The organism is Hydrogenovibrio thermophilus (genome assembly GCF_004028275.1).
In the GTDB taxonomy this organism is placed as follows: Bacteria; Pseudomonadota; Gammaproteobacteria; order Thiomicrospirales; family Thiomicrospiraceae; genus Hydrogenovibrio; species Hydrogenovibrio thermophilus.
In genome coordinates, this window is record NZ_CP035033.1 from 2,475,457 (window position 1) to 2,487,286 (window position 11,830).

The 11,830-nt window shown below is 39.9% G+C and carries 11 protein-coding genes; all 11 read right to left on the reverse strand.

Going from position 1 to position 11,830, the window contains the following annotated elements; genetic code table 11:
* Window positions 1–317: 317 nt before the first annotated feature.
* On the reverse strand, window positions 318–1,265 hold the full coding sequence (locus EPV75_RS11525; RefSeq protein ID WP_011371516.1) for a c-type cytochrome: 948 nt from the start codon (window positions 1,263–1,265) through the stop codon (window positions 318–320).
* Window positions 1,266–1,388: 123 nt separating this feature from the next.
* Window positions 1,389–2,342: a YncE family protein gene (locus EPV75_RS11530; protein WP_011371517.1), complete on the reverse strand. Its 954-nt coding sequence runs from the start codon at window positions 2,340–2,342 to the stop codon at window positions 1,389–1,391.
* 381 nt (window positions 2,343–2,723) lie between these two features.
* On the reverse strand, window positions 2,724–3,389 hold the full coding sequence (locus EPV75_RS11535) for a DsbA family oxidoreductase (RefSeq protein ID WP_011371518.1): 666 nt from the start codon (window positions 3,387–3,389) through the stop codon (window positions 2,724–2,726).
* Window positions 3,390–3,689: 300 nt separating this feature from the next.
* On the reverse strand, window positions 3,690–5,027 hold the full coding sequence (locus EPV75_RS11540; protein WP_128385494.1) for an APC family permease: 1,338 nt from the start codon (window positions 5,025–5,027) through the stop codon (window positions 3,690–3,692).
* A 323-nt stretch (window positions 5,028–5,350) separates the two neighbouring features.
* Window positions 5,351–5,767, reverse strand: coding sequence for a hypothetical protein (locus EPV75_RS11545; protein ID WP_011371520.1), 417 nt, complete (start codon window positions 5,765–5,767; stop codon window positions 5,351–5,353).
* A 116-nt stretch (window positions 5,768–5,883) separates the two neighbouring features.
* Window positions 5,884–8,214 (reverse strand): heavy metal translocating P-type ATPase, encoded by a 2,331-nt coding sequence (locus EPV75_RS11550; RefSeq protein ID WP_011371521.1) that lies wholly within the window; start codon window positions 8,212–8,214, stop codon window positions 5,884–5,886.
* A 66-nt stretch (window positions 8,215–8,280) separates the two neighbouring features.
* A complete protein-coding gene (locus EPV75_RS11555; RefSeq protein WP_011371522.1) occupies window positions 8,281–8,664 on the reverse strand; it encodes a DUF302 domain-containing protein in 384 nt (127 codons plus the stop codon).
* Window positions 8,665–8,794: 130 nt separating this feature from the next.
* On the reverse strand, window positions 8,795–9,019 hold the full coding sequence (locus EPV75_RS11560; RefSeq protein ID WP_011370998.1) for an SHOCT domain-containing protein: 225 nt from the start codon (window positions 9,017–9,019) through the stop codon (window positions 8,795–8,797).
* A gap of 12 nt (window positions 9,020–9,031) precedes the next feature.
* Complete coding sequence (locus EPV75_RS11565; RefSeq protein WP_011371523.1) at window positions 9,032–10,591, reverse strand: multicopper oxidase family protein; 1,560 nt, start codon at window positions 10,589–10,591, stop codon at window positions 9,032–9,034.
* The gene (locus tag EPV75_RS11570; RefSeq protein WP_029939051.1) at window positions 10,581–11,027 is read right to left on the reverse strand and encodes a c-type cytochrome; all 447 of its coding nucleotides are present in this window, start codon (window positions 11,025–11,027) and stop codon (window positions 10,581–10,583) included. The genes EPV75_RS11565 and EPV75_RS11570 overlap by 11 nt, the downstream gene beginning before the upstream one ends.
* A gap of 60 nt (window positions 11,028–11,087) precedes the next feature.
* The gene (locus EPV75_RS11575; RefSeq protein ID WP_029939052.1) at window positions 11,088–11,795 is read right to left on the reverse strand and encodes a copper resistance protein B; all 708 of its coding nucleotides are present in this window, start codon (window positions 11,793–11,795) and stop codon (window positions 11,088–11,090) included.
* Window positions 11,796–11,830 lie beyond the last annotated feature (35 nt).

An 11,830-nucleotide genomic window follows, 5' to 3' on the forward strand; every position in this document is an offset into this window, starting at 1 on the left:
AATAACTAAATATTTTTTGAGCTTCCCAAAACACCGTTTTTCAATGTCAAATCCAAACCTTTTGGTATGGACTGGCTTACTTTATAGTTAGCTTGTTGCTAACCGCCATTGTGATCGGCAGCTTTATTCTCTTGTGGTGGATTGTTTGGCTAATCACTCGCTCAATTAAAGGGTTGAGTGCATTGGAAAGACAAAAAGTCATTGAAGGCACTTTTTTTGGCTTTGACAATGAGCTCTCTTAAGTCTTAGTTGGGTCAATGTGTGACCCAACTTAATTTTAATATTCGTGAGGCACAAATAAATCAAGGTTGATTTGTTTAAGGAATCAATTTGTCTCCACGAATCTCATCAACATTTAAACCAAAATCTTGAAAATTACTTCGAACTGAATGCTTCTCAGATTGTATTTTTGAATTGTAATACCCCATTTCATTTCTGTCTTGTAATCTGTTCTGTAAATCAAAATTGGCACGGGGTTGAGCATTAATATATAAAGCAATATCTGCTACTTGCCTATCGTTCAATGTACCTCCTTGACCTAAAGGCATATTTTTTTGAATCCAGACAGGTGCCTTATGAAGCTTGCTCATTCCTGCGCCTGTGTTATAAGAAAGCCAATGGCCATTTTTTTCACCCCAAAGTGGTGGAAAGTGAGATAATCCGGCACCTTCTTTGCCATGACACACGCTACATTTTTGTATATAAAGCTTTTGACCGTTCAGATAATTTAAGTGTGTGGCTTTTTTCTGGAGTTTGGCAAATTTCTTAGCATTCTTTACCCAAAACTCTGAATATTTTGGGTTCACAGGACGCTTCGCATCCATTTTAATCGGAGTCCCTTCCGACAACCATGTAATGTAAGCAGCCATTGCAATACTGACTTCCGTATCAATAATCGGACGCTTGCCATTCATGCTACGCATAAAACAGTTGTTAATTCTATCTTGCAATGTCTGAACCGTTTTTTCTCTTGATGAATAGGCCGGAAAAGCTGCTGCTGTGCCAATAAATGTGCCTAAACTTGGAAAAGTGCCGGGCTTCCCATCTTTGCCTGGTAAATGACAACTCTTACACTGTAAACGATTACCAACTAAGTCTTTTGTCATGTCATGAGTATCAGTTTTGCTCATCACTTCTTCACCCAGACGTATCATTTTTCCAAGCTGACCTTCAGGGTAAGCTTCAGATGTTTTAAAACTATCAGCCAAAACCAGCACAGGTAAACTGACAAAAATAATTATCAATAATTTGTTAAGTAATCTCATTGGTGTCTTCCTCCAGTCCCTATTCACGTCCTTTCCGATTTAAAATGCACGTGGTGACTTAATCAAACGACATTAACGTGTAAAAATTAACGCCATACGAGATAAACATTATTCTTATACCAGTTAATGAATAACCGCTATTTGATGTCCCTCTCCTCTTGGTAAAGAAATGGCTTGTAGGACTTCAAAGGAGCGTTCATCTAACAACCATATGATCGGTTTTTGGCGGCTAGATACATAAACTTTATGCGTTCCTTTAATAGTATTTAAGTGGTAAGGTGACGGAGATAAAGATAAAAACTTAATAGCCCCCGTTTTTAATTGAATTGCTGCAACCTTATTATCTTTAATACTGCTTACAAATAACTGAGAGCCATCATTACTGATATCCAGTCCATGAACCTTTTTGCCAATTTCATACTCATTCACAATTTCACCGGTTTTACGGTCGATAGCTACAACAGTTTGCATACTCGGATTCGCAGCATAAATCATTTCCTGGTCTTTTGAAAAAATGAGGTGTGTCGGTTGATCTCCGCCATCCAGCTCTCTAACCACAGCCATCTTATCAAGGTCAATTTCACTAATATTATTACTACTCGTATTGCTAACATAAACATAGCGGCTATCCATACTCATAATGGCATAATTTGGAACCTTGCCAGTTTCTAAAGTTTTTATAACTTTATTTGTGGCTAAATCAGTAATACTAACCTGCTTAATCTTTAAATGTGTAGATACAACATAACTTCCATTCGGGGTAATTTCTAAATGATGGGTAACACTTGGAAGAGGTATGGTTTTGACAACCTTATGCGTTTTCGTAGAAATAAAATACAACTTTGGCTCTTTTAAACTACTGGCAATGACATGTTGGCCATCGGGTGTCGCGACTACTGCATGAGACATAGGAATGCCGGGAATTTCATATTTTATTTTTCCATCTGCCGCATCCATGACTACAACTTCATTCCCTGATCCTAAAGGAATATATACCAGCGGTGCAGCATAACTTCCAAAAGAAAGTAAGTATAACAACACACCTACTATTTTATTTAATGGCAATACGGTGTTCATATTAAGCTCCTTAAAATCGTTATAAAATTAAAATTTAACGTCAGGATATGATTCAGGTGAGTTCTCAACAAAATAAACACTGTGAAACTTATACTCCAACGCTCTCTACAGACTTAGAAAGTCTTAATAAGTTAAATCTATATTGCGTGCTATCTCTCGACCCTGAAGACGTACGTTCTAATTTTTAGAGAAGGCTACATTTACAACGAATTCCTGTGTATTGAATACCTAATCTATTATTCCTCTAGGAACATACTGTCAAACCGTGTCATCTTTGGCTCCTGAATGTTTTGTGTGGTAACTTAACCATTCTCAAGCCGATAATATCCACTTCCTTCTACAGGTTTCAGGTGGTGTGTTTATTATCTGAATCAGGATCAATTAAAGTAGTGCCTCAATATTTGCTTTAATAACTTCGTAGCCAATATTGCCATACAATTTTTGACGATTTTCATTCAACAACAAGGTCGGACTTCCATCAAGTTTTAGTTGTGGCTCAAGCTCGTAATCACTTAGTAATGATGCCATAGCTGAACCATCCTCTAGAAAGGGGGTAATTTGTACAGGATCTATGTTAGCGTTTTTTAATAAATCATCCAGAATTTTTGTATTAGAAATGTCTTTACCCTGTTCAAAAAAAAGCACTCTCATTTGCCAAAGTACTTCTTCACTTTTACGTTTTAGTGGATTTTGGTTATCAGATAAACTCATATTTTTTTGTTCCCATAACTGGATTGCCTTCATATATAGATGAGCCATAGAAGAAGTTTTGGGTTTGCAGTCTTTCCAAATGACTGGGTTGACGTTAATGTATCCAAGTTCATTTGCAACTGCTTGTAAGTGATTAGAGAAGCCAGAATAGCTTCCTTTATCATGCCAGCCGTCCTCTATAAATTTTTCAGCATCGCCGAACACGGAAATAAACCGATAATCAATTTCAATGCGGTCAGCATATTCATGCTTTAACTTTTCTAAGAGTGCATGAGTGGAGTAGGCCCAGACACAAAGAATGTCACCTAAAAATGTAATTTTGATCTTTCTAGTCATTTAATTGGCTCCTAACTTTAATTTTTTAAATTTCAGCACTGGTGCGTTAAAGGTAACGACAACAGTATTGAATGACATTAATATGACACTGAAAGCAGGCTGTAAGGAACACCCGTAGCTAAAGGTGTAGCGATAACGTTATAAACTTGCTGACTACGTATCATTGGCAATGTTTAAAACTCTGTGTCAGCATCGGATAATCCCTAAAATTTTATAAAAATCTATGATGTGGCTATACATTTAGTATCTCGTATTACTCATTCGATGCCACTTTGTTATTTTTTTAACAAATACTATTCTTTATTTTGTCAAACTAGAAGAGTTCGTTAGCCTCTGATTTCTGAGAAAGACAAATTCGACTATCGCTATGATTGCCATGCTTATTATCGCCACCCCGACAACCATTGGATCAGACATGATCTTAACCCACAGAAACCCACCAAGCACCAATAGATCAAGCATAATTGCTGTGAACAAAATTAGTAAATTGGCATGAATTTCTTTGCGTAAATAGCGCAGAATCCCCCACTGTACGGCTATGTCCATGATCAGGTAGAAAATAATACCCAGTGCAGCAATCCGGCTCAAGTCAAAAAATGCCGTCAAAAACAGACCGAGAACCACTGTGTAGAGAAGTGTATGTTTTTGGATGTTACCAGACATTCCAAAGTGACTGTGAGGCACAAGCTTCATCTCTGTGAGCATGGCGAGCATCCTAGATACTGCGAAAATGCTGGCTATTATGCCACCAGCTGTGGCCAACATCGCTAGAACTACCGTAAACCAGAGACCATAATTACCTAGTGCAGGTTTTGCGGCGGCAGCCAGAGAATAATTTTGAGTTGCGATAATATCACTCAGTGACAAATTGCTGGCCACAGCAAATCCCACCAGGGTGTAGATCACAACACAAAAGATGATGGAAATAGTAATGGCACGACCCACATTGTGATGAGGATCTTTTAGTTCTGAGCCGCTATTGGTGATGGTGGTAAACCCTTTGAACGCAAGAATTCCTAATGCTGTAGCACCAAGAAAGCCACTCAACGTCGAGGAGTCAGGCGTTGTTTGGGTAAAATCCATCGCAATATTATCAGCAGCCCATATGCCAACCAGACCAAAAATGATAATACCGCCTATCTTTAGAAAGCCAATGAAGGACGCAACACCTCCGATTAATCGATTCGTCGATAAATTAATGAGAAAAGCGACTAGTAACAGACCAACGCCCAAGGCTGGAACCCATATCTCATTATTGTCTGTATCAAAAAGTTGTAGGGTATATTCGCCGAAGGTTCGAGCCAGAAAGCTTTGAGCAATCACCATGGAAAAATACATCAGCAGCGCATTAAAAGCTGTCGATAGAGAGTTGCCATAAGCTTTGTAGAGGTACATACCAATGCCTCCTGCCGAAGGGTAGGCATTAGACATCTTCACATATGAGTAAGCGCTAAATGAAACAATGAGTGCGGCCGAGAGAAATGCCAGAGGGAAAAGTACCCCGGTCATTGTAGCCATTTGGCCAGTTAAGGCGAAAATGCCCGCTCCAATCATCACACCCGTTCCCAAGGCTACTGCGCCAATTAGTGTCAGGCTGTTTTCTTGGTATTTCGGTGTTCTATTTTCTGAGTGCTCCATATAAATCTCCAGTATGGTGGCCGAGCTATAACTAGTCATTCCAGAATTGGCTTTAGTACGTACGTAAAGCCATCTAAAATTGATTTTTTAAAACTTTATCGTTGCATCTTTGCTGACAAGTTTGATTAAACATCAAGCTAAAATGCTAGAGTTGAAAAGCGAGTCAGACGTTATTTTGATTTTCATTCGTTTATTTGTGGTCTTGCTAAACACCCCGTAATTCATATTTGAAAACGGGGCTAAATACTTTCTTATAGGCTTAAGTATGCGAATAAAAAAATATCCTCATTAGCTTGCAATGTAGATTAAATCATTCCTCAAACTTAATGCATTTTATGACTTCCCATTTCATCATCATGGTGATTGCCGGGTGACATGTAAGTATCATCCATCTGATTGCTCATCTTATTTTGATATTGACCATCATGCTCCATTTGTTGTTCTTGACCCGGTGGCATTGGTCTTAAAGGAACCCCTCGTTCTTTTGCTCTAGCTTTCATTTTTTGGTGGTTTAGACGTAAGATTTTTTCACGTTCTTCAGGGGTTTTAGCGTTTTCCATTTTTTGCTGATAGATATCTTTTTCCTCTGGGGTCATTAAGTGTCCGCCAATAATGTGAGTTCCTTCCATATTTTGTATGGCATGTGTACGAGGGTATGCATGGTCAGATGCAAAAGAGACTCCTGTAAACAACCCAATATTTCCAACGATAACAGTAATAAGTAGTTTTTGTTTTAACATGACTATGTCCTCTTAAATAAGTTGCTTAAATGTCTAAATCACCAACGCAACTTTTAATTGGTGACGAGTTTTTTCGCTTCGATAGGTTTAATGTTTAAATTCCTGTGTTTTTAGGGTTAGAATTTCACTTTCTTTAATCTCAAAGCATTACCAATCACAGACACGGAGCTAAAACTCATCGCCGCTGCGGCAATTATCGGTGACAACAATAGGCCAAAAACGGGGTACAAAACCCCTGCTGCAATTGGCACACCTAGAGCGTTATAGGCAAAGGCAAAAAATAGATTTTGACGAATATTTTTCATGGTTGCTTTACTTAATTTTCTGGCTCGGACAATACCTCTCAGGTCTCCTTTTACTAAAGTAATTGCGGCACTTTCCATGGCGACATCAGTTCCAGTGCCCATGGCAATCCCAACTTGGGCTTGTGCAAGAGCAGGAGCATCATTAACCCCGTCACCTGCCATGGCAACAACGTAACCTTCACTTTGAAAGCTTTTAATCCACTGAGCTTTTTCATCGGGTAATACACCCGCTTCAACTTGATCTATTTGCAGACGTGAAGCAACCGAATTTGCAGTTGTTGCATTATCACCCGTTAACATCACTACTCGAACCCCTTCTTGGTGAAGTGTCTTGATGGCTTCTTGACTTGTCGATTTGATAGGATCAGCCACGACGACAAATCCTGCAAAACGTTGGTCGATAGCGATAAACATGACCGATTGACCTTGCAATCTATAATTCTTGAGGATGTCATTCAATGGCGGTAAGTTGATTGAGAGTGCTTTCATTAATTGATCATTTCCAATGGCAATTGTTTGATTATTCACTTCACCCATAATCCCTTTTCCAATAAGCGATTTAAAACCATCTACTGATTCAAGAGAGAGTCCTTGTTTTTGTGCAGTGTCAATAATCGCTGTACCTAAAGGATGCTCACTACTGCGCTCTAAACTGGCAACCAACTGCAAAACCGTTTGTTGTTCAAATCCTGGTTCAACGTTAAATTCGACTAACTTAGGCTTGCCTTCAGTGATGGTTCCGGTTTTATCTATTACCAAAAGATTCACTTTTTCCATCATTTCAAGCGCTTCAGCATTTTTGATTAATACTCCATGGGTAGCTCCTCTTCCAGTACCGACCATAATTGAAATTGGAGTTGCTAATCCTAATGCACAAGGACAGGCAATAATAAGAACTGCGACAGCACTGACTAAGGCATAAGCGAGCTGTGGTTCCGGGCCAAAAAACCACCATACAAAAAATGCAATGATTGAAATAATCACCACAATAGGCACGAAGAATCCCGAGACAGTATCGGCTAACTTTTGAATTGGTGCACGAGAACGTTGCGCTTGCGCCACCATGTCAACTATTTGTGCGAGCAGGGTATCTTTGCCAATTTTTTCTGCTTGCATCAGTAAACTTCCGGAACCATTAATGGTGGCGCCAATTAAACGATCATTCATTTTTTTTGACACTGGAAAGGACTCTCCTGTGACCATGGATTCATCCACATAACTTTGACCTTTGGTGATAAAACCATCGACAGGCACCTTATCACCAGGACGAACTCGTAAGATATCCCCTACTTGAATTGCCTCTAATGGAATCTCTGTTTCAGAACCGTTCTCTTGGACTTTTATAGTTGTATTAGGGACGAGCCCTAATAGCATTTGGATGGCTGAATTGGTTTGAGAGCGAGCTTGTAATTCTAAAACTTGTCCCAATAATACTAAGGCGGTAATCACTGCAGCTGCTTCAAAATAAACAGCCACTAAACCTGCTTCAGATTGCATCGTAGCTGGAAATATATGCGGTACTAATAGTGCAGTGACACTATAGATCCAGGCAGCTCCAACCCCCATTGAAATTAGGGTAAACATGTTTAAATTCCAGGTTTTTATGGACAGCCAACCGCGCACAAAAAACGGGGACCCTCCCCATAAAACCACTGGTGTTGCCAAGACAAATTCTATCCACTGCACCGTGTGAAAGTTTAAACCTTGGGGCAAATATTGAGGGGCTATATCTGTCATCATGGCTAACACAAAAACAGGTAAAGCTAATGCAGTGCTGACCCAAAAACGAAGGCGCATTGATTTTAGTTCAGTGTCCTCACTCTTTTCAGAGAGCATTGGAGTGATTAATGGTTCAAGTGCCATGCCACAAATAGGACAGTTTCCCGAATGGTCTTGAATGATTTCAGGATGCATTGGACAGGTATATTGAATACCAGTAATGTCTAATTCTTTAACAGACTGTGAAGATAGATCCTGTAGATATTTTTCAGGATGACTGACAAATTTATGCTTGCAATTTTCACTGCAAAAATAAAATGTTTTGCCTTTATTTAAGGTATGAAAAGGCGTGTTTTCCGAAATCTCCATCTGGCAAACAGGGTCAATAATATTGCCCGTTACTTTTAAGGCTTGATTTGTCATTCTATCTCCAATATATCGATTTAGAGTGTCTATCCCACTATGATATACACTCTCTAATCAATGATGTTATTTCGCTTCATTAATCATTTGGATTAATTGCTTTTCAACCTCTTTTGCGATTTTATTTAAGGCCTCATCTGTTGATAATAAGCCGAGCATTTCGGAGGGTTCAATCATGCCAATAAAGGTTTTGTTGTTTTCTGTAAAAACAGAGATACGGCAGGGGAGTGCCATATTCAAACGCATATCGATTGCTAAAACCTCCACGGCCTTAACAGGGTTACATACTTCAAAAATTTTGCATTCATCCTTAAACTCAATACCCTTACTTCGTAAAGTGGCTCCTAAATCATGGATGTGTAACACACCAAAATTATGATTTTTAACAGCGGCTTCCAAATCCACCACTGCCTGCTCAAATGTTTTGTGACTTTCTACTTGAAAAAACATATCTCTTCCTTTGTCTAAAATGTACCTAATAAAATATTGAACCTTAACTAACGATTATTAGATTGAAATCTAAATATTGACCAGGCCTGCTTAAATTCGACCTGGATTTTTATTTGGATTTGATTCCGCTCTAAGAGTGCAGTGTTTTTTTCTGCTCTTCAAATTCCTCTTTTGTTATTTCGCCTTTGGCATATCGTTTTTTTAAAATATCCAAAGCGGTTTCATTTTGTTCTGAAGCAGAATTGGAAGATGTGTTGAAGTTTTTTATTAGTAAAAATATAACAATAATGAAAATTAACCAGAGTAACCACATTCCGCCTCCCATGAATCCCCAAGTATGATCGTAATTAAACATAGTGTTCTCCTTTTAAGTTGTTACGATAAATTGTCCCATCATTCCCGCATCTTCATGCTCTAAGATGTGACAGTGGTACATATAAGGTTCTTGATTGTTATAATAAGGACCAGTCGGTAACAATATGCGAACTGTTTCATCGCGATGAACAGTCACTGTATCTTTTAATCCTTGTTCCCATGGATAAGGCGCTTGGCCATTTCGATCCAAGACTTTGAATTGAGTGTTATGAATGTGAAAAGGGTGATGCATCATTGATGGGTTTTTAAGGTGCCATATTTCAAAGCTATTGGCGGTTAAACGTTCATTTATTACCTCCATTTGCATAGCTTGTCCATTGATTGTAAAACCACCTGAACCAAACATCATTCTAGGTCCCATTTGCATTTCTAAATTCATGGTTCGCGTTTGCGCTATTTCGACATTGGACCAGTCAGGTAATGGGATTAAACGCTCAATCATCGAGGGTTTAGTTGCTTCGGATTTTCTGGGGTCGATGTGAAATAAATCATAGTCTTGATCAAGCTTTGATGTATCTCTCATCATGCCGCCCATCCCCATCGATAAGTTTCCATAACCCGCTAGGGTTTTTAGTGAGACGGGTTGGTGATCGGAAAGATCAACCAGAATTTCGGCGCGTTCTGCTGGCGATAATCGAAGGCGGTTGAGGGTTTGTGGTGTTTCCAATAAACCGCCGTCTCCTGCAATGACTTGAAAAGAACGCTTGTCTGAAAACACCAAATCGTAAAAACGTGCATTGGAAGCATTGTGCAGTCTTAAACGAATACGATCTTTTTGAGGACGTAAAACGGAGTTGGCTCGGCCATTCACCAGCATGGTGTCGCCGTGCATGCCTTGCATTTTGTTCATCCGTTCATTGCTGTAGATGAATTCTCCGGTTTCGTCAAAAGCGCGATCCATGAGTATGACCGGGAAATCATCCATTCCATATTCATGAGGCAGCCCCAGTTCGGCATCGCGTTCTTCATCAACCACTTGCATCTGTCCGCCTAAACCACGCCAAACTTGGGATCCGGTATGTTGGTGCGTGTGTGAATGGTAAAATAATGTGGAGGGTTCATTAATCACGTCCCATTCGGCTATCCAGGTTTTTCCGGGGGAGATGGGTTGGTGAGGCCCGCCATCTTCTGTTGCAGGCAAAATCATGCCATGCCAGTGAAGTGCCGCCACTTCATTCAGTTGATTGGTGACTTCCATGCGAAGCTTTTGGCCTTTTTTGATCCGAATGACGGGGCCTAAAAAATCTTGATTGATGCCAATGGTCTGAGTCGTGACATCGGGCAGGATCTTCGTTTTTCCCTGTTGCAGTGTTAATGTAAAGCGCTGCTTTCCATTAAGAGGTTGACCCTGTTCTAAATCCGGAAGGTAAAAGTCCACTTTAGGAAAAACAGGATGGATAAAATCGTCCTGTCCAACCCCGCCAAGTAACGTTCCCATGGCATTGCCTGCCTGAGGAAGGAGCGTCAGCCCAATCAGGCTTTTTTGGATAAATTGTCGTCTGTTCATATTTTCTCCTGTCGTACGCTGTGAGGATTGATTGTTAGCGGTCATTTTTTAACCCTCCTCTTTCTAGCCAGGCCTGGTAGATTTTATTCGACCAGAAACTTTGAAAATAAGCGATGGCTTGTAGCCGTTCTTCCGGTGTTAATTTATTCTTAAAAGCCGGCATTGTTCCGCCAAGTGGAATTCCACCTTGTAAAATAGTTCTGTTAAGTCCGTTGAGAGAATGGTGCCATGCGTGCGCGGTTCCGTTGAGAGGTGGAGCAGGGTAACTGCCATCAACGAGTGGTTGCTTCCAGTCGGCGGCCAGCCCTTGAGCTTCTTCTCCATGACAGACAGCACAATGCTGTTTGAAGAGGTGCTGTCCTATTTTGACATCACTTGATGAATACCAACGTTTTGTGTTTTGGCTGGCTTCAGAGAGATCGTCTTTGGAAGAACAAGCAAATAGGTTCAAACTTGTTAATATTAAAACCAATAACTTCATGTCATATTCCTTGATTTAAAACAGAGAAAGTCTATTTTGACTTTCTCTTGTTGTTAAGTGTTAAAACCAAAAACGCAGTCCTGCCACAAGGCTGGTCTCTGATGTTTTAGCACCTTCCTCTTTTTTATAATCAGCCGTTGTTGCATAAGCCTGGTTCCATTTCACACCAATATAGGGTGCAAACTTTCGACTAAATTCATAACGTAGCCGCATCCCCAATTCTGTAGACGATAAGCCTGACCCAATCCCCATTTTTTTATCATCTGATGTATAGGCATTCAATTTAAGACTAGGAGTTAAAATCAATCGTTGTGTGAATAGCGCTTCATATTCTGCATCCAAGCGGAACCCTGCATTCTTGTCATTAACAAGTAATCTTGAATTTATTTCAAAAAAGTAAGGTGCTAAGCCTTGAAAACCAACTACTCCCCAAGTTTGGCTGTTTTCGGGGGTTTCGTCATAGCCTATCCCCGCCTGCAAATCCCAAAACCTTTCAACAGGGGTGCTGTATAACAACTGATTTTCGGATTCGGTCGAACCATTTGATGATTCCCCTTCCGAGGTTAGGTAAACCTTATGCCAGTTTTTTCCAGCCCAGGCTGATGCATCCCAGGATAACGGCTCACCTTGTTGGGTGGATTTTTCAAGCTGATTGACTCTTAAGCCCGCCAACAAAGGATCGTATTCGCTTAGCGCAAAAGAGGAATGGCTGTAAGTTGATGTGAAAAGTAATAATACTATCGGTAATTTCTTAATATGTGTATTCATGATGCTTCCTTCAAATAGGGTTGGTTCTTTAAACA

Bases quoted from the DNA above. Each gene is read 5' to 3' on its own strand.
- EPV75_RS11525 (WP_011371516.1), bottom strand. From the start codon at position 1,265: ATGAGATTACTTAACAAATTATTGATAATTATTTTTGTCAGTTTACCT.
- EPV75_RS11530 (WP_011371517.1), bottom strand. From the start codon at position 2,342: ATGAACACCGTATTGCCATTAAATAAAATAGTAGGTGTGTTGTTATAC.
- EPV75_RS11535 (WP_011371518.1), bottom strand. From the start codon at position 3,389: ATGACTAGAAAGATCAAAATTACATTTTTAGGTGACATTCTTTGTGTC.
- EPV75_RS11540 (WP_128385494.1), bottom strand. From the start codon at position 5,027: ATGGAGCACTCAGAAAATAGAACACCGAAATACCAAGAAAACAGCCTG.
- EPV75_RS11545 (WP_011371520.1), bottom strand. From the start codon at position 5,767: ATGTTAAAACAAAAACTACTTATTACTGTTATCGTTGGAAATATTGGG.
- EPV75_RS11550 (WP_011371521.1), bottom strand. From the start codon at position 8,214: ATGACAAATCAAGCCTTAAAAGTAACGGGCAATATTATTGACCCTGTT.
- EPV75_RS11555 (WP_011371522.1), bottom strand. From the start codon at position 8,664: ATGTTTTTTCAAGTAGAAAGTCACAAAACATTTGAGCAGGCAGTGGTG.
- EPV75_RS11560 (WP_011370998.1), bottom strand. From the start codon at position 9,019: ATGTTTAATTACGATCATACTTGGGGATTCATGGGAGGCGGAATGTGG.
- EPV75_RS11565 (WP_011371523.1), bottom strand. From the start codon at position 10,591: ATGACCGCTAACAATCAATCCTCACAGCGTACGACAGGAGAAAATATG.
- EPV75_RS11570 (WP_029939051.1), bottom strand. From the start codon at position 11,027: ATGAAGTTATTGGTTTTAATATTAACAAGTTTGAACCTATTTGCTTGT.
- EPV75_RS11575 (WP_029939052.1), bottom strand. From the start codon at position 11,795: ATGAATACACATATTAAGAAATTACCGATAGTATTATTACTTTTCACA.